The organism is Enterobacter sp. JUb54, from assembly GCF_014298075.1.
GTDB classification, from domain to species: Bacteria; Pseudomonadota; Gammaproteobacteria; order Enterobacterales; family Enterobacteriaceae; genus Klebsiella; species Klebsiella lignicola.
Genome location: NZ_CP060418.1, coordinates 1,304,923 through 1,327,928, shown reverse-complemented (window position 1 = coordinate 1,327,928; position 23,006 = coordinate 1,304,923). Strand labels below are relative to the sequence as shown.

General features: G+C 50.7%; 22 protein-coding genes and 5 pseudogenes. 13 read left to right on the top strand and 14 right to left on the bottom strand.

The annotated features are described in order from the left end of the window. Nucleotides 1–3: 3 nt before the first annotated feature. Nucleotides 4–675 carry a helix-turn-helix domain-containing protein gene (locus HF679_RS06110; RefSeq protein ID WP_123754340.1) on the bottom strand — a complete coding sequence of 224 codons (672 nt, stop codon included), beginning with the start codon at nucleotides 673–675 and terminating at the stop codon, nucleotides 4–6. Between the two features lie 274 nt (nucleotides 676–949). Here HF679_RS06110 and HF679_RS06105 point away from each other — a divergent pair, with 274 nt between their 5' ends. Genes HF679_RS06105 through HF679_RS06090 form a run of 4 tightly spaced genes read left to right on the top strand, consistent with a single transcriptional unit; the run spans nucleotide 950 to nucleotide 3,321 of the window. Continuing rightward, nucleotides 950–1,444: a fimbrial protein gene (locus tag HF679_RS06105; RefSeq protein ID WP_187042719.1), complete on the top strand. Its 495-nt coding sequence runs from the start codon at nucleotides 950–952 to the stop codon at nucleotides 1,442–1,444. Nucleotides 1,445–1,486: 42 nt separating this feature from the next. Beyond that, nucleotides 1,487–1,996 carry a fimbrial protein gene (locus HF679_RS06100; RefSeq protein WP_123754342.1) on the top strand — a complete coding sequence of 170 codons (510 nt, stop codon included), beginning with the start codon at nucleotides 1,487–1,489 and terminating at the stop codon, nucleotides 1,994–1,996. 38 nt (nucleotides 1,997–2,034) lie between these two features. Next, nucleotides 2,035–2,697, top strand: a complete 663-nt coding sequence (locus HF679_RS06095; RefSeq protein WP_187042718.1) for an EAL domain-containing protein — start codon at nucleotides 2,035–2,037, stop codon at nucleotides 2,695–2,697. A gap of 24 nt (nucleotides 2,698–2,721) precedes the next feature. Further along, nucleotides 2,722–3,321, top strand: coding sequence for a helix-turn-helix transcriptional regulator (locus tag HF679_RS06090; protein WP_123754344.1), 600 nt, complete (start codon nucleotides 2,722–2,724; stop codon nucleotides 3,319–3,321). Nucleotides 3,322–3,362: 41 nt separating this feature from the next. Here HF679_RS06090 and HF679_RS06085 read toward each other — a convergent pair whose 3' ends face one another. From HF679_RS06085 to HF679_RS06075, 3 genes are read right to left on the bottom strand one after another with little or no spacing between them, the layout of a single operon-like run. After that, nucleotides 3,363–4,619 carry a glycerate kinase gene (locus tag HF679_RS06085; protein ID WP_123754345.1) on the bottom strand — a complete coding sequence of 419 codons (1,257 nt, stop codon included), beginning with the start codon at nucleotides 4,617–4,619 and terminating at the stop codon, nucleotides 3,363–3,365. 2 nt (nucleotides 4,620–4,621) lie between these two features. Further along, on the bottom strand, nucleotides 4,622–5,710 hold the full coding sequence (locus HF679_RS06080; RefSeq protein WP_123754346.1) for a tartrate dehydrogenase: 1,089 nt from the start codon (nucleotides 5,708–5,710) through the stop codon (nucleotides 4,622–4,624). 14 nt (nucleotides 5,711–5,724) lie between these two features. Then, a complete protein-coding gene (locus HF679_RS06075) occupies nucleotides 5,725–7,041 on the bottom strand; it encodes an MFS transporter (protein WP_187042717.1) in 1,317 nt (438 codons plus the stop codon). Nucleotides 7,042–7,171: 130 nt separating this feature from the next. On the opposite strand from HF679_RS06075, the gene HF679_RS06070 reads away from it, so the two are divergent. Next, a complete protein-coding gene (locus tag HF679_RS06070) occupies nucleotides 7,172–8,080 on the top strand; it encodes a LysR family transcriptional regulator (RefSeq protein ID WP_123754348.1) in 909 nt (302 codons plus the stop codon). 58 nt (nucleotides 8,081–8,138) lie between these two features. Here the strand turns inward: HF679_RS06070 and HF679_RS06065 are convergent, their stop codons facing one another. Next, nucleotides 8,139–8,288, bottom strand: coding sequence for a helix-turn-helix domain-containing protein (locus HF679_RS06065; RefSeq protein ID WP_187042716.1), 150 nt, complete (start codon nucleotides 8,286–8,288; stop codon nucleotides 8,139–8,141). On the opposite strand from HF679_RS06065, the gene HF679_RS06060 reads away from it, so the two are divergent. The 3 genes from HF679_RS06060 (at nucleotide 8,272) to HF679_RS06050 (ending at nucleotide 11,314) form a co-directional block, all read left to right on the top strand. Then, the gene (locus HF679_RS06060; protein WP_187042715.1) at nucleotides 8,272–9,558 is read left to right on the top strand and encodes an MFS transporter; all 1,287 of its coding nucleotides are present in this window, start codon (nucleotides 8,272–8,274) and stop codon (nucleotides 9,556–9,558) included. The two genes, HF679_RS06065 and HF679_RS06060, sit on opposite strands and share 17 nt — an antisense overlap. 144 nt (nucleotides 9,559–9,702) lie before the next feature. Further along, entirely contained in the window at nucleotides 9,703–10,572 is an 870-nt protein-coding gene (locus HF679_RS06055; RefSeq protein WP_123754350.1) for an aldo/keto reductase, read from the top strand. A 34-nt stretch (nucleotides 10,573–10,606) separates the two neighbouring features. Beyond that, the gene (locus tag HF679_RS06050) at nucleotides 10,607–11,314 is read left to right on the top strand and encodes a carboxymuconolactone decarboxylase family protein (protein WP_123754351.1); all 708 of its coding nucleotides are present in this window, start codon (nucleotides 10,607–10,609) and stop codon (nucleotides 11,312–11,314) included. Nucleotides 11,315–11,370: 56 nt separating this feature from the next. On the opposite strand, the gene HF679_RS06045 is transcribed toward HF679_RS06050, so the two are convergent. From HF679_RS06045 to HF679_RS06030, 4 genes are all read right to left on the bottom strand, one after another. Next, a complete protein-coding gene (locus HF679_RS06045; RefSeq protein WP_187042714.1) occupies nucleotides 11,371–12,435 on the bottom strand; it encodes an alpha/beta hydrolase in 1,065 nt (354 codons plus the stop codon). 107 nt (nucleotides 12,436–12,542) lie between these two features. Further along, on the bottom strand, nucleotides 12,543–13,127 hold the full coding sequence (locus HF679_RS06040) for a flavodoxin (RefSeq protein WP_123754353.1): 585 nt from the start codon (nucleotides 13,125–13,127) through the stop codon (nucleotides 12,543–12,545). Nucleotides 13,128–13,139: 12 nt separating this feature from the next. Continuing rightward, a complete protein-coding gene (locus HF679_RS06035) occupies nucleotides 13,140–13,901 on the bottom strand; it encodes a carboxymuconolactone decarboxylase family protein (RefSeq protein ID WP_123754354.1) in 762 nt (253 codons plus the stop codon). Next, nucleotides 13,879–14,358, bottom strand: coding sequence for a cupin domain-containing protein (locus tag HF679_RS06030; RefSeq protein ID WP_123754355.1), 480 nt, complete (start codon nucleotides 14,356–14,358; stop codon nucleotides 13,879–13,881). The genes HF679_RS06035 and HF679_RS06030 overlap by 23 nt, the downstream gene beginning before the upstream one ends. 618 nt (nucleotides 14,359–14,976) lie before the next feature. On the opposite strand from HF679_RS06030, the gene HF679_RS06025 reads away from it, so the two are divergent. Together HF679_RS06025 and HF679_RS06020 are read left to right on the top strand one after the other, a co-directional pair. Next, on the top strand, nucleotides 14,977–16,026 hold the full coding sequence (locus tag HF679_RS06025; protein ID WP_154143847.1) for an alpha/beta hydrolase: 1,050 nt from the start codon (nucleotides 14,977–14,979) through the stop codon (nucleotides 16,024–16,026). Nucleotides 16,027–16,327: 301 nt separating this feature from the next. Further along, on the top strand, nucleotides 16,328–17,287 hold the full coding sequence (locus HF679_RS06020; protein WP_187042713.1) for an alcohol dehydrogenase catalytic domain-containing protein: 960 nt from the start codon (nucleotides 16,328–16,330) through the stop codon (nucleotides 17,285–17,287). Between the two features lie 13 nt (nucleotides 17,288–17,300). On the opposite strand, the gene HF679_RS06015 is transcribed toward HF679_RS06020, so the two are convergent. The 3 genes and pseudogenes from HF679_RS06015 to HF679_RS06005 form a co-directional block, all read right to left on the bottom strand. After that, nucleotides 17,301–17,924: a helix-turn-helix domain-containing protein gene (locus HF679_RS06015; protein WP_154143849.1), complete on the bottom strand. Its 624-nt coding sequence runs from the start codon at nucleotides 17,922–17,924 to the stop codon at nucleotides 17,301–17,303. Between the two features lie 11 nt (nucleotides 17,925–17,935). Then, nucleotides 17,936–18,370, bottom strand: a pseudogene (locus HF679_RS06010) (dihydrodipicolinate synthase family protein); the annotation flags it as partial. A gap of 77 nt (nucleotides 18,371–18,447) precedes the next feature. Continuing rightward, nucleotides 18,448–19,338, bottom strand: coding sequence for a DMT family transporter (locus HF679_RS06005; protein WP_187042712.1), 891 nt, complete (start codon nucleotides 19,336–19,338; stop codon nucleotides 18,448–18,450). Nucleotides 19,339–19,442: 104 nt separating this feature from the next. Here HF679_RS06005 and HF679_RS06000 point away from each other — a divergent pair, with 104 nt between their 5' ends. Then, the gene (locus HF679_RS06000) at nucleotides 19,443–20,777 is read left to right on the top strand and encodes a PLP-dependent aminotransferase family protein (RefSeq protein ID WP_123754360.1); all 1,335 of its coding nucleotides are present in this window, start codon (nucleotides 19,443–19,445) and stop codon (nucleotides 20,775–20,777) included. 112 nt (nucleotides 20,778–20,889) lie between these two features. Here the strand turns inward: HF679_RS06000 and HF679_RS05995 are convergent. Then, nucleotides 20,890–21,114: pseudogene (locus HF679_RS05995) on the bottom strand (alpha/beta fold hydrolase); the annotation flags it as partial. 63 nt (nucleotides 21,115–21,177) lie between these two features. Here HF679_RS05995 and HF679_RS05990 point away from each other — a divergent pair. Next, nucleotides 21,178–21,758 (top strand): annotated as a pseudogene (locus tag HF679_RS05990) (integrase core domain-containing protein). Nucleotides 21,759–21,934: 176 nt separating this feature from the next. Here the strand turns inward: HF679_RS05990 and HF679_RS24965 are convergent. Further along, a pseudogene (locus HF679_RS24965) lies at nucleotides 21,935–22,306 on the bottom strand (hypothetical protein); the annotation flags it as partial. Between the two features lie 312 nt (nucleotides 22,307–22,618). Between HF679_RS24965 and HF679_RS24840 the strand changes: the two are divergent. Continuing rightward, nucleotides 22,619–23,002 (top strand): annotated as a pseudogene (locus HF679_RS24840) (ISNCY family transposase); the annotation flags it as partial. Nucleotides 23,003–23,006 lie beyond the last annotated feature (4 nt).

Sequence of the window (23,006 nt, the reverse complement as noted above, 5' to 3'; positions counted from 1 at the left end):
GGCCTAATAGCGCAGCGGCAGATGAACGATACGAATCAGTTTCCCGCGCTGCGCTTCCAGATACCCACCATCCGTCAGATTTTTCATCACCCGCAGAATGGTGCTGCGCGACAGCTTGGTCGTACCGAGAATGTAGTTGAGGATCGTGGTCGATTTGCGTAGCGATTCATCGTGTTTTTCCAGCTCCAGCAGCTTGCCGCGAATGGTGTCGTAGGCATTGTCATTCAACAGGTGCAGATCACGCCAGGTGGAGAAATGCAGGTGGAAGGCGAGTATCCGGGAAACGTCCTGCCACAGGGCCGGTTGTTCATTCAGCAACGCCTGCGCTTTTGCCCCGGAAAGGGCATAGACCTCGCTGTCGGCAGCAAATTTAACGTAGGTGGTATCGCCCACCGGAATAAGCAACTCGGCCAGGCCAAAAATATGCGGGGCCTTCGCCATACTCATTTGCAAATCGTCCACGCGGCGATGCAGCCAGAAATGCCCTTCCTTTAGCAGGTAAATCTCCGGACCATTTTTGTGAAAACTGCGCGGGCGCCGCGCCACGATTTCATCGGCCTGCGGCAGCAGGAGCGTCATCAGCCGCTCGATACTGTCCAGCGGCTTCAGGTCCATGATTTTATCCAGCGTCAGCTGGAAGGGATCGTCAGAATGGAGTTTGGGCGTTGTTGTCATTCAGAGGCCATACGAGTAGACGTGCTGCCGGTGTCATTGTTTTTAAAAAGATACTTACACCATAGAGCAATAACCGGGGTGCTTCAAACGGCTTTCTGTAAGCCGGTCTCAACGACGGAAACAAAAAAACAGCGACCGTGGTCGCTGCTTTTAGGGAAGGAAGAGAGAAGGGGTTACCAGCGGCGAGATGCCATGCGTCCGCCAAAGCGATCGCCGCTTCTGATGGAGGCCATCAGCCCCTGACGCGGGTCAAAACGATCGGAATAGTTTTTCATTGGCGATAACCTATTTTCTTTGTACTCATGGCAGTGTACAGGCCGCAGATCCGGTCACGCTGAATATAACAGGGAATGTTGTAGCCTCTCCGTGCCAGGTAAGTAGCGACAGCATCAGTAAAGCCATTGATTTAGGGCAGAATATTCAATCTGCGAGTCTGCAAACTGCTGGCGCTACCACATCATGGGTTAACTTTGATATCAACCTTACTGCCTGTCCCGCAGGAACCACCGTCGCTATTATGACCATGCACGGTACCGCAGACAGTAATAATCCCGCAGATATGTACCAAAGTACCGGAACAGCAACCAGTCTCGCCGTGCAATTACAAAGCCAGGCGGGCGATCCGTTAGGTAATAGCAAAACACTGTCTGGCACCATTGCCAGTAATGCCTACACCTACAAATTACGTGCTCGGGCATACACCCAGAATGGCGGCGTCCTGCCAGGCACCATTAATTCTGTTGTAACCGCGACCTTTGTCTATCAGTAATGTCATTACGCCCAATACGTTAGGGCAAACAGGAGAACAGCAATGATTAAAGGTCAATGGCTATATGGAATAATACTGTTATTTCTGCCGTGGCTAGTATTTGCTGACGCCAGTATGTCAATAACCGGCGTCGTGGTTGCCAGTCCCTGCACGGTAGATTCGGACACGGTCAACAAGACGGTTGATTTCGGTACGCTGCAGCGTCGGGATTTGCGCACAGCCGGTGATGCCGGCGCGTGGCAAGATTTCAATTTAGTATTAACCAATTGTCCTACGGGAACCACCACAGTCCAGGCGACGCTCAGCGGTACTGGCGATACCTCTGACTCAACCGCATGGAAAAATAGTGGTTCAAGCGGAAATCTGGCGCTACGGATCACCAACGGCGACCATACGATCGTTTATGCTCCAGGCGCTTCATTGCTGAATAATATTAATACCAGCAGTCGCTCGGCCATATTCCCGATGTCGGCCAGGATCTTCACGCCGCAAGGTAGCGCGACAGTGGGTACGTTCCGTGCCGTCATGAATATCGAGTTTACCTGGCAATAAGACCCGGTTAATTTTTAACATCTCCTTAGGGTGACTTTATGTTTGTTACTTTATCCCCAGATCAAGCCTTATGCGGCATACGTTTTCAGCCCATTTTTTCGCTACGTGAAAAACAAATACAGTCCTGGGAAGTTCTCAGCATATTGCATCCAGAATTGAACCATGAGCACTTCTTTGCCAATCAAAGTGAGGACTTTTATTTGAATGTGTTGTGCTGGCAACTGCAGGCAGTCAACAAAATAAATAATCATAAGCGTTATTATTTTAATGTTCCCGCAAGAATACTTTGTCAACAAGAATGGGTAGGGCACATTGCCCGCTTTTTACGCCGCGGCCTGGTGATAGAAATACAGGATCCACAAGGCTTTATTTCACTGTCGGCAGCAGACAAAAAATCATTCAAAAGAAGTCTGCAGTGCATCAGGGCCACCGGGGCCGAAATTTGGTTGGACGATTTACTGCCTGAATACTTACCTGACGTAATGTCCGATCTGGTACTGTTTGATGGTATAAAAATTGATAAGAGTTTACTCAGTACGTCATCGTACAGCCAAGCCATTTTAAAAAAATTAATTGCAGACTGCCTGACAAAAGTGAAGTCCACGCTGGTAGAGGGCATCGAACACCACCAGCACTTTGCCCTGACTAAAGCGCCGGATGTCAATTTCTCCAGGGTTTTATGTGGCCTGAGCAACGTTTAAAACTACGTTATACACCGGTGTTAAATGGTTAACATTTTAATAAAAGAGACCGATGTCCTTTTTAGCTACGGCCTGAAATATTTTTTGAAAAGCCTGTTCTCTCAGAATTTTAATGAAGACATCTATTTCATTAATGAATACACGCCTGACAATATCTCGATTGCTGATATTATTATCCTGTCGTTGCGTCCGGGGGAGAGATACACCTGTTTTCCGGAACTACGGTTGCGCAGGAGGGGAGTGATCATCGGGATCGTCAACGAAGCTGAATCCGCGGAACGTTCACCTACTTGTTTCGCCGATATCGTCTATGTCTCGCGACGCTCTTCGCTAGCGGATATGAACACTACAATTTCTTTGCTGTGGCGGGACTGGCTGGCATCGCCGCATTTTATGCAATTCACCGACTGTCTGAGCTGTAAATGCCGACAGATGTCGACAAAACAATTCCAAATTGTCACGCAATACTATGAAGGCAAATCTGTTAACGAAATTGCGATTGATATGGGGCTAAATTACAAAACCGTTTTCCGGCACAAATACCAGGTGATGAATAAATATAACCTGCATAGTGACATTGAGCTATTAACGTTCCTCAATGTACTTGCACAAAAAACCACCTAAAAAACTAACAACTCTGCTCTCCCAGAGAGAGAGCAGAGCATTCAGGCAATTAATATCCCTCTAATATCATTGACGTTGGTTAACGTTGGCCCCGTGATAATCAGGTCATTCGTTGAGTGAAAGTAGCTATAGCTATCGTGTGCATCCAGATATTCCCTGGCATTGAGACCATAATGGTTGCCTCGTGACAGCGTATCGGGATAAATCATTGCTCCGGCCGCGTCTTCCGTACCATCAATACCGTCACTGTCACCAGCCACAGCCCAGATGTCGGGTTCACCCTGTAAGGAACAGGCGAGGCTAAGCAGAAATTCCGTATTGCGTCCGCCTTTTCCGCCTTTGCCTGCGCCTACAGTAACGGTCGTCTCACCCCCTGAAAGCAAAATGGCAGGCCTTTTAACGGGATGACCATATGCCTTCACTGACTGTGCAATTCCCGCCATCACGATAGCGACCTCACGGCTTTCACCTTCAATAGCATCTCCTAATATCAGTGGCGTAATACCATGCTGCCGGGCTGATTTCGCCGCAGCCTGCAACGCCATTGAAGGCGTGGCAATCATTTTCACCTGACTACGAGGAAAGGAAGGTTGCTCGCAAGAACGCAACAGAACCTTCCGCACCGCTTCGCTAACAGAGATACGATACCGTTCGAGCACGTTGAGAGCATCGGCGGGAGTACTGTTATCCGCAATCGTCGGCCCGGAAGCCACATCGGTGGGGTTATCGCCGGGGACATCACTGATGATCAATGACACCAGGCGTGCAGGTTGGGCAAGTAATGCGAGCTTACCGCCTTTGACTGCCGAAAGATGACGCCTGACTAAATTCATCTCTTTGATATTGGCGCCGCTATGCAACAAAGCACGGGTAATTTCCTGCTTGTCAGCAAGGGTAAGACCCGGCACAGGTAAAGCCATCAGCGCTGAGCCGCCCCCTGAAATCAGAGCGATGACCAGATCGTCGGCGGACAAATCTGAAATAGCCTGAACTATCAGCATGGCCGCCGTTTGGCTCATCGAATCCGATACCGGGTGCGCCGCTTCCAGAATGCGGATCCTACCGGCGGGTACGGTGTGGCCGTAACGCGTTACGACTACGCCGCTAACCTCCACATCCGGCCAGGCTGCATCCACTGCCGCGGCCATGGCAGCAGATGCTTTACCTGCACCGATGACCACACATCGACCTTTGGGTTTTTCTGGCAGAGAGGGCGAAATGACTGGCCCTGGACGGGCACTATCAATGGCCTGTTGAAAAATATCCCGCAGGATCTCTGCAGCCTGTTCATTTTTCATGATTACGCGGTCTCAGATAGGTGTACTTTAGCTTCAATAAAATGCACCAAAGCGTGTGTAACATCAGCGGTATTGGCAGTTCCACCGACATCGGGCGTCAGAATGCCGTTCTCGCATACGTACTCGATGCCTTCCATGATAAGCGCTGCTGAATCACGTTCGCCCAGGTGCTCAAGCATCTGCACTGCTGTCCAGAACGTCGCTATCGGATTCGCAATACCTTTTCCTGTGATATCAAATGCTGAACCATGTATCGGTTCGAACATCGATGGGAAACGGCGCTCGGGATCGATATTGGCGGTCGGTGCGACACCTAAACTGCCCGCCAGCGCGCCGGCAAGGTCAGACAGGATATCGGCATGTAAGTTGGTTGCGACGATGGTATCCAGCGTGCCGGGATGCAGAGTCATGCGGTGCGTCATAGCATCAACCAGCATTTTATCCCACTGTACATCCGGGAACTCCTGAGCCACTTCAGCCGCGATCTCATCCCACATCACCATACCGTGACGCTGGGCGTTAGATTTCGTCACTACGGTAAGGAGCTTACGTGGACGAGACTGCGCCAATTTGAATGCATAGCGCATAATTCGCGTGACGCCGACACGTGTGAAAATCGCCACCTCGGTACCGACTTCTTCCGGTAAACCACGGTGTGCCCGGCCGCCATTACCGGAATATTCGCCTTCAGAGTTTTCACGCACGATAACCCAATCAAGATCGCCAGGGCCGCGGTTGCGCAGGGGCGAAGTAACGCCCGGCAAAATTTTAGTCGGGCGCACGTTGGCGTACTGATCGAAGCCCTGACAAATAGGGAGTCGCAGCCCCCATAGCGTGATGTGGTCAGGCACATCTGGTGCACCTACAGCACCAAAGTAAATCGCATCGAATTTTTTCAGCGTACTTAATCCATCTTCCGGCATCATCACGCCATGTTTTTTGTAATAGTCAGAGCCCCAGTCAAAGGTCTGGATATCAAACTTCAGCTGCGGATCGTGCCGGGTAAGCGCATGCAGTACTTCAACACCGGCTGAGATGACTTCCGGGCCGATACCGTCGGCAGGAATGGCTGCAATTTTGTAGTTACGCATAGGTATTTCTCCGATCAATGGCTATGGGTATGAGGATGGGGAATATCTACCATTTGCGGTTTATTCCCCTTAATAGAAAGAATCAGAACAATCATGGCTGAGAGCGTCAGCAGCCCGGCAACAAAGTACAGTCCCCAGGTATAGCTGTCGGTTTGCTGGCGAATGACACCAATCATCATTGGGCCAACAAACCCGCCGAGATTACCGATGGAGTTAATGGTGGCTATCCCTGCAGCCGCCGCAGGACCGCTAAGGAATACCGTTGGCATGCTCCATAACGGTGGTTTGGATGCACTAATCCCAACGGTGACGAGCATCAGTGCGACGATCACGGTGAACAGGGAGCCCGCGCTGCCAGCGTAAATAAGTCCTGCTGCCGCCAGTAAGCAGGCACCAATCACATGCCAACTGCGTTCTTTCGTGCGATCTGAGTGGCGAGCCCACAGAATCATGCCAATGACGCCGAATATTGCCGGGAAAGCGTTGAGGAAGCCGATCTCCAATGACGAAGCACCGAAGCTTTTAATGATCTGAGGTGACCAGATCCCCAGCGTGTATAACCCTGCAGAGGTGCCGAAATAGACCAGCGCCAACGCCAGTACTCGCATATCGGCCAGGCCACGCCATGCGCTGGTATGGCTTCGTTTTGCCGCCGTAGCCATCTGTTCCGCCTGCATGGTGTTTTCTAACCACTCGCGCTCTTCATCCGTCAGCCATTTGGCTTTAGCCGGGCGGTCAGTCAGGAAGAAAAGTACGACGACACCGAGCACGACAGCGGGAATCGCTTCAAGGATAAACATCCATTGCCAGCCCGCATAACCGAGCAGACCATGCATCTCCAGCAAGGCAGCAGAAATAGGGGACCCTAATGCAGTAGACAGTGGCGCGGCGGCCATAAATATCGCGGTCACTTGAGCGCGTTTTGCAGCAGGGAACCAATAGCTGAGATAAAGGATGATGCCAGGGAAGAAACCAGCTTCAGCCACGCCGAGCAGGAAACGCAGCGTGTAGAAGCTGGTTGTGCCTTGCACGAATGCCATACATCCAGAGACTAATCCCCAGGTGATCATCACTCGGGCAATCCAGATACGAGCACCGACTTTATGCAGTATTAAATTCGATGGTACTTCGAAGAGAAAATAACCAAGAAAGAAGATACCTGCCCCAAAACCAAATATTGTTGGCGAGAATCCCAAATCCTGATTCATCGTTAGTGCGGCAAAACCAATATTGACTCTGTCGAGAAAGGCGATGAAGTACAGCAGCATGATAAAGGGAATAATGCGCAGCGTTATTTTACGCATTACCCTTTTTTCGAGTTGAGAGTTCATATTAACCTGCTCCAGATTGTGTAGGGTTGTGTTGGTTTTTTGTTATCAACTCCAGTATGCAGTTTTAGCTTGTCAGATCAGCCGAAGTAGATTATATAAACTATATGAATAATGCTTTTTCGAGATAAAAATGGATATAAATCAACTACGTTGCTTTGTGATTGTGGGTAAAGAACTCCATTTTGGTCGGGCGGCCCAAAGAATGGAAATGATGCCTGCGTCACTTTCTCGCTTCATTCGCCTGCTCGAAGAAGACCTCGGCGTGCGGTTGTTAAATCGCTCAACACGTAACGTTTCGTTAACCTCAGAAGGGGCTTTATTTATCGATGAGGCCTGTAAAGTTATCGACCAATTTGATGCGCTGGCGATGAGTTTTAAAAAAAGAGTGAAAGACGAGCGACGTACATTTCGTATTGGTGCGATTGATAGCGCAGCACACGGATTAGTTCCGGCGTTACTCAACCGTTTTTTGCCAAAACACCCAACCAGCGACATTCATATCATCGAAGATAAGACCATCAACCTGTTGCCAAAATTAAAATCAGGCTGGCTGGATATCATTTTAATTCGTGCGCCGCAAATTATAGATGCGTCGATTGATATCAAGTTTATTACTCAGGAAAGCTGTGTTCTGGCGGTGCCGCTGAATCATTCATTAGTCGATAGATCAGCAGTGACAATCGAAGACTTTAAACATGAACCGATCATTATTCCCGATCGTCGGACCCGGCCGCATAGCCATGATCTGACCATGAGTTTGTATAAACATGCGGGCCTGACACCGCATATTGCTCAGTTTGCTGAAGAAAAACAGACTATATTGAGCCTGGTTGCGGCAGGTTTAGGTCTGGCGGTGGTGCCTTCATCCTATAACACGATGAACAGAGAAAATATTAAATACATACCGTTAGCACTTCCAGAAACAATCAAAGGCTTACCTCTCAGCATTGCCTGGCAGAAAGGCAATGAAGACGCTTATTTGCATGAAATACTGTCTGTGTTAAATGATTACAAGCACGAGCTTACCGAAAAACTTTAAACGGACGCGATCCTCTCTTTTGCGCGGATTGCTGACCAGCAGCGGGGGATGGCCCATTTTAAGCCTGCCGCCGATGTTCCAGTAGCGAACAACCGTAAACGCGTTTGAATGCCGTACTGAAGGCGCTCTCCGAACCATAACCCAACGAAAAACCAATCTGACCGACCGGCGTCTGGGAGGATCTGAGCGCTTTGCTGGCCAGACGCATTCGCCAGGCCTATCATGCCAATATTGCAGATCTCGAGTGGGTCATTAATACCTATTCTCTCTTGTTTGCCGCGCTTCTATTGAGTTCAGGTAGACTGGGAGAACGTTACGGTGTCAGAAAAATATTCATAACGGGGGTAGCGATTTTTATTACCGCCTCTGTTGGCTGCGCACTGGCGCCCAGTCTGCTAATGCTCAATATTTTTAGGGGAATACAAGGCATTGGCGCGGCGCTGCTGGTTCCCGGTTCTCTGACGCTAATAAAACTCTATTTTTCCGATCCCGCCACTCGTACCTACGCCGTAGGTATGTGGGCAGCTTCCGGTGGTTTCTCTCTGGCTGCCGGACCGATACTTGGCGGCACGCTGATAAAATTAATGGGTTGGAAAAGTATTTTTCTTATCAATGTTCCGGTAGGGATCATCTGCATAATTATTACCCTAAGGTTTGCCCCAAAAAGTACACCAGCTAAGCAAAAATTTAATTTTGGCGGTCAATTTCTGGTGGCGCTGACGCTTGGCCTAATGACGTTTGCCCTTACTGAGGCCGGGCGATACGGGTTGATGAGTACCGTCACTCTTTTACCATTAGCTGCCGGTCTGATAGCACTCTGGTTATTCGTTGCATCAGAAAGAAGGGCGGCAATACCGGTCCTGGCACCTGCCGTTATTAAAAACCGCACCATCACTAATGCGTTATTAATCGGTTTTATCTGTAATTTAGTGTTTTACGGCGCTGTTTTTATTTTAAGCATTTTCTTTCAAGGCGAAATGAAACTGGATGCCTTTCAGACTGGCTTCGCTTTCCTGCCAATGATGCTGTTTACGGCATTGGTCAACTTCAGTTGCGGTTGGCTATCGCGTTTTTTCAACATCAGAACGCTGGTTGTCACAGGTGCTGCGATGAGTTTCGTCGGGTTCAGCCTCTTATTATTGCTCAATGACAGCTGGACTCTGTGGCAGCTTTTCATTCCAACTATGTTATTGGGTGGGGGCACCTGTCTGGGCACGCCAGTCATGGCAACGCTAATTTTGTCTGAGGCCAGAGATGCTGATGCCGGGTCTGCCTCTGCGCTTTTTGCATGCGCCCGGCAGGTCGGAGGCGTTACGGGAGTGGCACTGTTTGGTTTGATGATCAATATCGTCGGGACTGGCGATCTGATCGCGGGTTTGAAAGTGGTCGCCGGGGCAGCCATGCTGCTGGTTATGCTCTGGATGTACATCGGGAGTATGCGCCTGCTCAAACACAAAGCCCGTAATCAGGCTCAGTAGAACCTCAGCGATGAAAGTGTTCACATCCAGAATGAATCGGTTCATTAATGAATTTTTTGCACTAATGCATTCGCAATTCACAGACTAATCGTAGTCGGATTTTTATCTTAAAATGAAGGCTCTTACAGGGTGGAGGTACTCACAGTGGAATTTTCAGTATTAAGCAATAACAGTAAAATGCCGATGGCAGGTTTTGGTGTTTTTCAGGTCACCAACAAAGACGAGTGCAAACAGTCTGTGTTAACTGCCATTCGCGCCGGTTATCGCCTCATTGATACTGCCGCAGTGTATGGCAATGAAGATGCGGTTGGTGACGCAGTTCGTGAGGCGATCGCTGAAGGCTTGTGCACACGTGAAGAGTTATTTATCACCTCAAAGCTATGGGTTCAGGACATGGCTAACTACGATACAGCCAGAAAAGGTATCGCGGCATCGTTAGCAAAATCGGGCCTTGAATACTTTGACCTTTACTTATTGCACCAGGCGATGCGCGACTATTTTAGCGCGTGGCGTGCATTAGAAGATGCTTACGACGAAGGTAAACTTAAGGCCATTGGCGTATCCAATTTTTATGCTCACGTATTAACAAACTTTTGTGAGACCGTCAGAATCAAACCGATGGTGAACCAGGTTGAACTGCATCCTTACTTTGCACAACCCGAGGCGTTGGAAACGATGAAATACTATGGCGTTCAGCCTGAGGCCTGGGCACCTTTAGGCGGCGGAAGACATAACCCGTTTGAAAATAAAATGCTCCAGCATATTGCTGACGCTCATCAAAAATCAATTTCTCAGGTTATATTGCGCTGGAATATCCAACGCGGCGTTACTGTTATCCCAAAATCCACTCATCAGCAGCGCATTGAAGAAAATATCGCCATCTGGGATTTCGCATTGACGGACGGTGAAATGGAACAAATTAGCGCTCTTGATTTAGGCTATGTTGGTGAATCGGTAAAACACTTTAACCCTGAGTTTGTTCGTGGTTGCCTTGGCGTAAAAATTCACGATTGATTTAAATTAGACCACGCCAAACAGGAGTTCAAAAATGAAACCCGAAGAGAATACGCATAGCGTTGTTGCTGAAGTCGCGCCCGCGATGGCTGCGTATGCTGAACGATTTATTCAAAAGGATCTCTGGAATCGTCCGGAATTATCCCGTCGTGACCGCAGCTTAGTGACGGTTGCGGCGCTTATCAGCCGTCACGACACGGCTGAACTTCCCCATTATCTCAGCGTTGCGCTGGACAGTGGCGTGAAGCCAGCGGAAATCGCGGAGACGATCACCCACTTAGCCTTTTACGCCGGCTGGCCAAATGCCACTGCTGCGGCGCTGGTTGCACATAACATTTTTGTGCAACGCCATATTGATATGGCGTCATTGCCGGGTGAGACAGTGGACTTTCTCCCTCTGGATGAAGAGACGGAGAACAAACGTGCCACCCTGGTCGAGTCAAACTTTGGTAAGGTTTCGCCGGGCGTGGTGAAGTACACAACGCAGGCGCTGTTCCTCGACCTGTGGTTGCGGCCAGGCCTGGCACCGCGCGACAGAAGTCTGATAACCGTAAGCGCACTGGTGACTGCCGGACAGGTGGCCCAGGTGCCTTATCATCTGAACCGGGCAATGGATAATGGCCTGACCGAAACTCAGTCCTCAGAGATATTGACTCAGTTAGCCTTTGTTTCGGGTTGGCCAAATATCTTCTCGGCGCTACCGGTATTTAAAGAGGTGTTCGCAGGCAGAAATCCGGACTAGCCGGTAATGTGCATCAGAGGCCTGGTTGGTTTCACGACCAGGCCTCTGATGGGCCGTTAATCGAGCTTTTTATCGTGAATGAACTGGCTGACTAAATCAGCAATCTGCACATTATTGAGGTCAGAGAACGGGAAGTGGGTATTCCCTTTGATGCCGATCTCAGGTAGATGCGTCACCGTCACATCCCCGCCATGCTTGTTCACCACGTCACGCCACTCGCGAGCCATTGCCAGACGTACGCGCCAGCTGTCCTGAGCGGGCATGGCGACAGGCTTATCCGGTATGTTATCGCCGTAAATAATCAGAATCGGGATTTTAGTCAGCGCCATAAACTGTTCCATCGGCACTGGCTCACCCTTCAGCGTATCGAACGCGCTGGGCATCGGGGCAGGGAGTTCTTTCTCCGGGAAGACAAAGCTGCTGCCTGGCTCGAAGGCGACAATGGCTTTAACCTTGTCGTTTTTCATCGCCGTGTACCAGCCTGGTCCGCCGCCTTGCGAGTGGGTGAAGAGGATCGCCGGGCCGGATTTATCCACGACGGCGGACATCGCATCCGAGATAACATTGATGTCAAACGGCCCGGTATTCGGGGTCATCTGCCGGAAATACTGATTCAACGCTTCTTTGTCGTGAGAGAACTGGACGCCTTTAAAATAGTCTGGCCACACGCCAACACGGAACTGATTAAACCACAGCTGCTCATCCGGTTTTGGCGTTACCGTCCCTTCTACGGTTGTGCGCCCGGCGCTGCCCCGACGTGGCTGATCGACAAGATAAGTTGAGAACCCGCGACGCAGGAATATATTCTGGAACCCTACGCGGCCATCCGGGGTGCTTTCCCAGGTACGGGAGAACTGACCGGCGCCGTGCAGCATGACGATAGGGTATTTATGCGGATTTTCCGGGATTTGGTAGAACACCGACGCATGATCGCCATGATAAGTTTGACCGGCAGCGTCCAGCGGCTTTTTCGCGTCAAATGTGCCAGGTGCTGTAATAATAGTGCCGCCAGCAGCAAAGCTCCCTTGTTCCTGAATGACCAGCGGCTCGGCATAGACCGACTGCGCCACCAGGCCGCCTGCCATCACGCCGATGGCCAGCATTTTTACTATTGTCTTCAAAATGACATCCTCTGTTATGTTTGCTGTTCAATCATATCTGAGTTAGCGGGGTTAATTATTTAGCACCCTTGATTGCCCTTATTGGGCTGGCTCATCAATACGTACAATTAGCCGCGTATTGCCTCTAACCAACTGGTGACCGTTTCTGTGGTTCGGCGCTCCTGATCGCATTCAATGACCAGCGGTTTTTCCCGGCGGGCAGAGGGGGCCAGACCGGCAAGGATGTTGTCGCTGTCGCCTTTACCGTAGCCGCCGTGGGTAATAAAGGGGATCAGCAGTTTGCCCGCAAGGTTATGGCTGCTAAGAAACGATTGCACGACGGGAGGCACGCTGGTTCCCCAGATGGGGAAGCCCAGATACACGGTTTCATAGCGTGAGATGTCGGCAACACTATTTTTTAATGGTGGTTTGACTCCCCGTTGGCGCTCATTTTTCGCCTGTTCAACGGTCTGAAAATAGTCTTCCGGATAAGCGGTGGCCGGTTCGATTTCAAACAGATCGGTATTCAGGCTGCGGTGAATGACGCCCGCAATCACCCGTGTGTTGCCGCTGCGGGAAAAGTACGCCACCAGAATTCGGCTTGTGCCGCGCACGTTTGCGTTTCCCGTCGCAGCGGATGCCAGGGAGACGTTTGCCAGCGTCAGCCCGGCAAGTGCGGTAATCAGCATTCTACGGGTGGGATCATGCGCCATAATTAACCCTCTTTATTTGCTCGCGAGCGCTTGTTGCAGCGCCTTTTCAGCTCGTATTGCCGCATCTTCTTCGCCATGTTCACGCAGCACCTGTGCCAGCTGACGCAGCTGGGCTGCCGTCAGACCGACCCGCATACTTGCTCGCGTGTGCGATAGCAGCTGTGCTTCAACGCCTGGTGTGGCCGCTAATGCGCCAACCGTTGCTAGTTCGCGGCTTTGCCAGTCGAGGTTATCGCGGGCAAAAATGTCGCCGAACAGATGCGTTTGCAGAAATTGATTAATGACCGGCGCAAAATCAAACAGAGGGCCGCGGACGGGAGCGCCTGAGATGGTGGTCTGGTTCGCGGTACCGACACGACGCAGCTCATCTCCGACGGGGACGGGGGCGACCGGTTCTTTACCCACGACGTCTTCAATGCCCCGTTGTTGACGTGCTTCGACGACCTTCATCAGTTCACTCAGGGCATTCAGGCTACGGGGGAAGCCCGTATAAGCGTAGAGCTGGACCAGAATTTCTTTGCTTTCGTTGATGGTGAGACCGGCATCAAGCCCCTGATTCAGGGCAGCATTTAATTTATCCATCTGACTGCTGGCCATCGATGCGGCAATCAAAGGGATAGCCTGCTGACGAGCGGTCAGCGTATCTGAAACCGTTTGTGCCTGGTTCATTTCTGCGGTTCCTGTATTAACTGGCGCAGCATTTGCCGTGAGAGCGAAACTAAAGGTTAGCAGTGCTGCTGCCGTTAAGGTCTTAATGGGCGTGGTATTGTTCATCTGTCACTTTCTCCATCCAGTCAACGCTTTTACCCTCTACAACCCCGGTTATCGCCAGGTGTGTCATGGCACTACCAGGCGCAGCGCCATGCCAGTGTTTGACGCCTGCCGGGCAAGAGACAACGTCACCAGCCCGGATGATCTGTACCGGTTGGCCTTCCTGCTGGGTGAGCCCGATGCCGGAGGTCACAACCAGTCGCTGACCTGCCGGATGCGTATGCCAGGCGGAGCGGGCACCAGGTTCAAAAGTGACATACGCGCCGGAAACCTGAATCTCGTTATCCGGTATGAACAAGGGATCAACCCGCACGCGACCGGTAAAGTTCTCCGCTGGCCCATTCACTGCGTTCTGGCTTCCGGCGGGCGCGATCTGGACCGCGGAGGGTTGCTCTGCAGCCCAGGATGAAACGGTAAAAAGAGGCAATAACAGCCCGAGGTAACGTAAATGTCTGTTCATTACAAAGCGTCCTTATCTACGATGGTGAGGATGACCTGTAATAATTCTAATAAGGGTGTGATGTCGTCAGGCTGACGCCCCCCTGACAATTCTGTCAGTTAACGGTTATTGCGGTGAGACGGCTTTGTATTTTCTGAAAATAAGACACCAAAGCAAGAATCGGGTAATTATCGAAAATAAAACGACAATGGATGAGTAGCGCAAATAAAAAAGAAGGGCGGATTCATCGTAGTCAAAAAAGGAGAAGTCAACCTTCATCAACAAATAGTCGAGATAGTCCTGGTTCAGTAACCAGTACAGGCCCAGCATTCCCCAATGAACCGACGTCATATGCACTTTTCTGACCCAGTTCGCTGGGTTGTGGAAAGGCAGGTCCAGAAGGATATGTCGTGACAGCATCATGCCGGAAATAGGTCACTACGTTAATGACTCGGTTAACTATCCGCATCGTTAACGGAATTTTCGGCGGCAGTGACCACAGACGATGCCTGCTAAGGGTTTCCTGACAAAAATGTTATTTCATTGTCACGTTGCTGACAGCGCTATATCCCTAACCTGAGTTGGCAAATTTAATTCTGCTGGCATGCATGGCCAGGCTGACAATTAACGGGAGACACAATGAAGTTCAGTCTTTTAAGTGCAATACTGCTCACGGCAATGGCCGGAGTGACGTCAGTCAATGCGGCTGATTACAAGAAAAATCCCTTCACGCTGGTCTATGACGGTGCCATCACTGAGAACGTCAAAGGCAAGGTCAACATCCACCCGGTGAAATACGATCTGCACGGCATCCAGATTGCGGCGAATGTCTATACGCCGGCGAATTACGATCCTGCCAAAAAATACCCTGCCGTGGTGGTCGCACATCCTAATGGCGGTGTAAAAGAGCAGGTCGCGGGTTTATATGCCCAGCGCCTCGCCGAGCAGGGGTACATCACAATTACCGCCGACGCGGCTTATCAGGGCGCAAGCGGGGGAATACCTCGCAGTGTGGATAAACCGGCTAACCGTATTGAGGATGTTCACGGCATGGCTGATTACATTAGCCAGTATCCGGGCGTTGATACTTCCCGCCTCGGTCTGCTGGGTATCTGCGGAGGCGGTGGGTATTCACTGGTGGCCGCCGAGACGGATAAACGATTCAAATCGATTGCTACCATCAGCATGTTTAACTCAGGTCTGGTACGCCGCAATGGTATGCAGGATTCACAGCTGGATACCATCCAGCAGCGGCTTCAGCAGGCTTCTGATGCACGCGCTCAGGAAGCTGCCGGCGGCGAAGTGCTTTATTCAGGCGATGCAAACCTGACAGATGAACAGATCGCCAAATTACCCTTTGCCTTATATCGGCAGGGCTATGAGTACTACTGGAAAACGCACGCACACCCGAATTCAACGTTTAAATACACCACCAGCAGCTTGTTGGATTTGATGAACTTTGATGTGACCGATCATATCAATCTCATCAATAAACCACTGCTGATGATTGCCGGCACAAAGGCGGATACGCTGTATATGACCGAGGATGCGTTCGCGAAAGCGACCGGAACGAAGGACAAAGAGCTGTTCCTGATCGATGGCGCCACCCATATCGAGACCTACTGGGTGCCTAAATACGTTGACCAGGCAGTGCAAAAGTTAGACGTTTTCTTCGATAAGAATATTTAGTTACTCTCCGCTGATACCCTGGCCGTGCAGGCTGGGGTACTTCTTCACGTGATATTGCCGGGATACTCTCTGAGCACATTTCCGGCCTGTCCCATTTGCACATCCTGGTCACAGTTACCACCGCCCGCTGGCGTACCGACCAGCTTACCTTTGTATGTCAGTGGATAACCATCTGCGATCAGGATCGTGCCTTTTTCTCACTGTTTCGGGCAAGCCTCGATGAAAACTCCTTTCTAAAATAAGCGTCACTTCGGTCATCTGACCGTGATTTTAAAACACGCGACACAGGAGATACTCTGACATGGCAAAAATGAAAGCGATTCAGGTTCTGGCAAAAGGCGAGCCGATGACACTCGTTGAGATCGACATCCCGGAGCCACAGGAAGGACAAGTTCTAATCCGGGTTGAAGCATGTGGCGTCTGCCACGGAGATGCTAAAGTCAGCGAAGGGATGTCTTCTTCTTTCCCACGGATCCCGGGGCATGAAGTCGTTGGTATTGTGGAAAAATCAGGCCCGGGCGCTTCAAAATGGAAAACGGGCCAGCGAGTTGGGGCTGGCTGGCATGGCGGTCACGGGCATACGACGGCTCTGACCATCGATGGGGGGTATGCAGAATATATGGTGGCCTATGAAGATAGCCTTATTTTTATCCCTGACGATCTCTCCTCCACTGAAGCTGCGCCGTTACTCTGTGCCGGCGAAACGGTTTTCAGCGCGCTTCGTAACAGTAAGGCTCGTCCCGGCGATCTGGTTGCCATTTCCGGTGTTGGCGGCCTGGGACACCTGGCCATTCAGTATGCTAAAAAATCGGGCTTCCGTACCGTCGCAATGTCACGCGGAACTGATAAAGAAACGCTGTCCCGTGAGTTAGGTGCTCATGAGTATATCGATACTCAGACCACCGATGTTGCTGATGTGCTGCAGGCAATGGGGGGCGCTAAAGTGATTATCGCGACCGCTCCCGTTGCTAGTACCATTAACCCCTTAATCAGAGGTCTGGGTAAAGACGGTGAACTGATTATTGCTGCCGTTTCTGATGAAAAACTAGACTGGTCTGCAATGGATTTCCTGATGGGGCCAAATACAGTAAAAAGGACATTCACTGACATTAACGAAATGGAAGCCGCCATCAAATTCAGCGTGTTGACAGATGTTCGCCCCATGATTGAAGTTTTCCCGCTGGAACGTGCAAAAGAAGCGTTTGATAAAATGATGGCGGCCAAAACACACTTCCGCGCAGTTCTCAGCATGAATACCTAATCGTTATCGTTTTCTACCGCAGCCCGCTCTTAAGCGGGCTGTTTTTTATGGCGCCACGCAGCTGCTGAATATCTTTGAGGGGGGTTAATCCGAACTGGCGGCGATAGTCCCGGATAAACTGCGAAAGGCTTTCGTAGCCCACTTCCATGCCAGCTTCAGTGACGGACAGATCCTGTACCAGCATCAGTCGCCTTGCTTCGCTCAGTCGCAATTGCTTCTGACACTGTAGCGGCCCCATCCCGACTGCTGTTTTAAACTTTTGATGAAAGCGTGAAACACTCAAACGCGTTTTATCTGCGAGTTCCTGTACACTGAAAACACCTCTGAAATTCTGTTTTATCCAGCGGTTAATCTGATAAATATCCCCGGCATTTTGAATATTCATCACGCCTTTAAGCAAAGCATCACCAAAACGACCAGTAAGAATGGCAAACATCAATTCACGTTTGAGGTGTTTCCCCATAAAGCCGACGCTTGATGGATGGCGGCTCAACGATAACATCCGCTCGAGAATGGAGAGTAAATGCTCAATATTCTCAGGAACATCGTGATCTTCCTTGCTTGCTGCATTCTCAAAAGGCGTACCTCCTTCAGTATCGAGAATGACGCCAATGATATCTGCCAGGGAGAAATTCACTGATAATGCTAAAGTTCATCTGTGAACTCGAATCCTGTGGTGGCCGCATTATCATAAATGCAAAGCGGGACAGACAGCTCAGTCGCGACCCGGTCATACAGCCGAAACACTTCATCGGATGTCAGTCTCTGATAGGATACAGGGGCCAAAAGCACACCGCTGACACCGGCGTTCTGTGCATCTTCCGCGAGCCTCATCACTTCATCAGTACTGACATGCCCAATACTGGTCATCACCGGGATTCCTGCAGCTGCGTTTACCGCCAGCCTTGTAGCTCTGAGCCGTTGTTCGCGGGTCAGATAGGCATAACTGCCCGTCGAACCCAGCGCGCCGATAGAATTCACCCCTGCGTCAGCCAGGTTTTCAATCAACGAGACAAATGATGCTTCAGCTATTTCACCATCCACAAGGGGGGTAAGGGGAAATGCACTCAAACCAGTAAACATATTGGCGTCCTTATAAAAGAAATAATCATTCCCCGGATCAGGATGGTCACCGGGGTGCGCTTCCTGTCTGACGAACGCTATCGGGCGAACTTACGGGAGCCGATAACACACAGAATGACCCCAAGCGTGACGAGCACCATCAGGGGGCTGACGGTTTCATGCAGGAGCGTGGCCGAAAGACCCAGGCCAAAGAAAGGCTGCAGAAGTTGCAACTGGCCGACCGCAGCAATGCCGCCGATCGCCAGCCCTTTGTACCAGAAGATAAAACCAATCAGCATGCTGAAAAGCGACACGTATCCCAGCGAAACCCAGGCAGGCGAACCGATGCCAGAAAAGGTGGCAGGCATGGTGAATAAGGCCGCGATGAGCATGAAGGGCAGGGAAATAATCAGCGCCCAGCTGATAACCTGCCATCCGCCCAGGACGCGGGTCAGTTTGGCACCTTCGGCATAGCCCAGGCCGCAGGCAATCACCGCCGCCAGCATCAGTAAATCACCGGTAAGTGAAGCGGAGGCTCCTTTTGAGAGAGCAAAGCCCATCACTAGCAGGCTGCCGATGACGGAGAAGATCCAGAAGGCCAGTTTAGGTCGTTCGCCACCCCGCAGGACGCCAAAAATCGCGGTTGTCAGGGGCAGAAGCCCCAGGAAGACGATCGAGTGGGCAGAGGTGGCATGTTGCAATGCCATCGCCGTCAGTAACGGAAAGCCAATCACCACGCCCAGTGACACAATGACGAGTGGGATGAGTTGTGATGCGTGCGGGCGCTTTTCCCGAAAACCGAAGATCAACATGACAGCCAGGATGCCGGCAATGGACGCACGGAGGAATGTCAGGAAGAACGGATCCATATCAAGTACGGCGACACGCGTAGCAGGTAATGAGCCACTAAAAATCACGACGCCCAACAGACCGTTAATCCAGCCGGAAGCTGCGCTGGGATCGGTTTTATGTACCACTGAATTAACCACGTTGACCTCGTTATCTATGTTTTGCCCGCAGGCTTGAGCATGTGTTGGGCGGATGGTAATCTCATCAATCTAATACAATCAAATTATTGTCATGGATACATTTGATGAAAGCACGTTATAAAGCCATCGTGGATAAATTTGCGGAGATGATTCGCAGCGGGAAAATCCTGGCCGGCAGCCGTTTGCCGACTCACCGCGATCTTTCAGCTCAGGAACATATCTCGCTGGCTACGGCGACGCGGGTCTATAGCGAACTGGAAGCAATGGGCCTTGTCAGCGGCGAGACCGGCCGGGGGACGTTTGTCCGGGAAATTTCGTTACCTTATGGCCATGGTATCGACCAGCTTGCCGTGGCAACGGACGTGCTGGATCTGAATTTCAACTATCCCGCGCTGCCCGGGCAGGGTGAGCTTCTGCGCGATGCACTCCGGCAGATAGCTACCGCCGGGGATATCGAATCGCACCTGCGTTACCAGCCTCATGCGGGCAGGCTGGCTGAGCGCGAGATCATTGCAGAACATCTGTCAGGAAGGGGGTTTAAACCGACAGCAGACAGTGTGGTGATTGTGAATGGCGCACAGCATGGGCTAACGGTGACAGCTATGGGCCTGCTGAGGCCTGGAGACGTCGTGGCTGTGGATGCACTTACCTATCCGGGGTTTAAAGTCCTGGCCGAACTGTACCATCTTGAACTCATCGCCATCCCGTCCCTGACCGATGGCCCGGATTTCAACGTACTCAGGCAGCTATGTCAGAAAAGACGTATCAGGGCAGTGTATGCCATGCCGACCTTACATAACCCCCTGGGATGGGTGCTGACGCATCGCCAGAGGAAGGATCTGGCGGCGATCGCCCGCGAACATGACTTACTGATTATTGAGGATACCGCCTATTCCTACCTGATCCGCAGACCGCCGCCGCCGATTGCGTTTTACGCACCCGAGCGCACGGTTTACGTCACCGGCTATTCGAAGAATGTCGCCACCGGTCTTCGGGTTGGCGCCGTTGTGTGCCCTGAAGCATACCGTCCCGCCATCGAAAGAGCCGTCCGGGCAACGACCTGGAATACCCCGTCAGTGATGACCACGCTGGTGTGCAACTGGATACAGGATGGCACCGTTGAACGCTTTGAAGAGCTAAAGCGACAGGATGCTCGTCACAGACAGGCAGTGCTCAGGGATGCCCTGGGCGATATTCCCTGTATTACACATCCAGGTTCCTATTTTGCCTGGCTGCCACTTTCCGATGAATCACGGGCCGATCGTGTCGTGAAAGTTCTGATGGATAGCCATATTTCGGTTTCAACTGCCGAACCTTTCTGCACCTCACAGACCATACCCCAGGCCATTCGGATAGCGCTTGGGTCTGTCTCGATTGAGAACTTGCAGAAAGCATTGGTGAAAGTACGCGAAGCCGTTGAAAATGAACAATATCGTTAATTTCAGAGGCCATAGTCCGTTGTGCCAAAACGGTAACGAGGGACGATTCGAATTTTGCAAACGCCTGGCAGGTAGGCCGGTGATGTCAACCACCGGCCCCTTTAATCTGCTATTAACTGCGGATAAAAGCCAGAATATCGGCATTAATCACTTCGGCATGAGTTGTATGCATGCCGTGCGGAAAACCAGGGTAGATTCGCAGCGTGCTATTAGAGAGTAACTTATCCTGCAGGATAGCGGCATTTTGGTAGGGAACAACCTGATCATCATCCCCCTGCATCACCAGGACGGGAATGGTAATCGCTTTAAGGTCACTGGTCTTGTAAGTATCCCGGTAAACCGGACCATTCACATTTAGAGATCTTCCGGCATACTGATTATGTCCCCGGAGGAGATCGCCATGCGTAAAGCACGATTCACCGAACACCAGATCATCACCGTTCTGAAGTCCGTCGAAGCCGGACGCACCGTTAAAGACGTCTGCCGCGAGGCCGGGATCTCTGAGGCCTCGTACTACAACTGGAAAGCAAAGTTCGGCGGTATGGAAGCCTCTGATATCAAAAAGATGAAAGATCTTGGATAGAAATCGACCTGAATATTCCAGCTCAACGGGTCGTCAGGGTGCTGGACAGGATAGTGGCAAACCGTGGATATCCGTTGAAGATGCGTATGGACAACGGGCCAGAACTCGTCTCACTTGCGCTGGCGCAATGGGCCGAAGACCATGGTGTGGTGCTGGAATTTATTAAACCAGGCAAACCGACACAGAATGCGTTTATCGAACGGTTTAACAGGACGTACAGGACAGAAATTCTGGATTTTTATCTGTTCAGAACCCTGAATGAAGCGAGGGAAATCACAGAGCGCTGGCTGACAGAATATAACAGCGAGCGACCTCATGAATCCCTGAATAACCTGACACCGGAAGAGTATCGGCTGATGGCTGAAAAACCAGAAACCTCAAAAAGTGCGTGGAACTAAAACGGGTGTACTTACAATGGAACTGCTACGAAATTTAAGGTTGAATAATGATAGTGGAATCAGGCATAGCCTACGACTAAATCAATCGCGAGCTGATTGAAGAAAAAACTTCAACGAGTTGAAATGGAAAGAGATATATTAAAAAACCACTGTAGATTCAATTGGTCAACGCAACTAAAGCGAATAACCACATGTACATGCCTGATGTTTGTACGACTTAGAGGAGTGGTCTGCGTAGTAGACCAGATGGTTAACACTGGTACACATAAATGCTCATTTTCCAGATAATGAAAAAAGGCTGTCAGTCCATCAATGGCGATCATTGGATTGTGATTGGAGGAATAGAAACTGAAGCAAAACGTCACGCCATGTTTCTGGTGCCAGAATTCATAGAAAAACTTGAGCGCTTGAAGTGAAGCGGATTGCGTGGCTGATGAACGCAAAGCCAGACGGTCTATAAGATATTGTAACGGGTATAAAAGCGGCTGGCACGTGTGGACCCATAGACGCTGCCGTTGGTTGATATTGAGTTGTGTGAGTATGAACATGCGGCATTTGTCCTCATAAACAGTATGAGTATGAAGAAAGTAACCAACAAACATAATGTCCTGCGAGAAGAAGATGGGGTACAGGGTAAATGTATGATTATCTGCAGATGAGAAATTTGATTTAACATAATATACATTATGCGCACCAATAGGGCTGTAGCCAAAATGCACGGTTTCCACAGGACTAATCCAGCATGGCTATGTTGCGCTACAATCTCTCACTCAATGCTCAATTCTTTTTGCAGGATGAACACCGTCCTGACATTTTCGCGATGCACCACTTCAACCGACTCAGGATCTTCAGGATACCCTCGACGTGGCCAGCCTGGTAATCGGCAGTTGATGTCAGGCCTTGCAGAGCCTGTACTGCGCATCATCCGCGAACGTTACGCCGACTTTGGTCCGACATTAGCCTGCGAGAAGCTTGCTGATATTCATGATCTTAATCTTGCTAAAGAGATTGTGTGTAAGCTCATGACCCGGGACGGTTTATGGATCCTACGTAAGCACGGCCGCCTCGTGTGCATCAGCCACGCCTGCGTCGGACCTGTATCGGTGAGTTGATTCAGATTGATGGCAGTGAACATCACTGGTTCGAGGACCGTGGTCCGGCCTGCACGCTGCTCGTTTACGTTGATGATGCAACGAGTCGGTATGCAGCTTCTCTTCGTCAGTTCGGAGTCCACATTCACCTATTAGC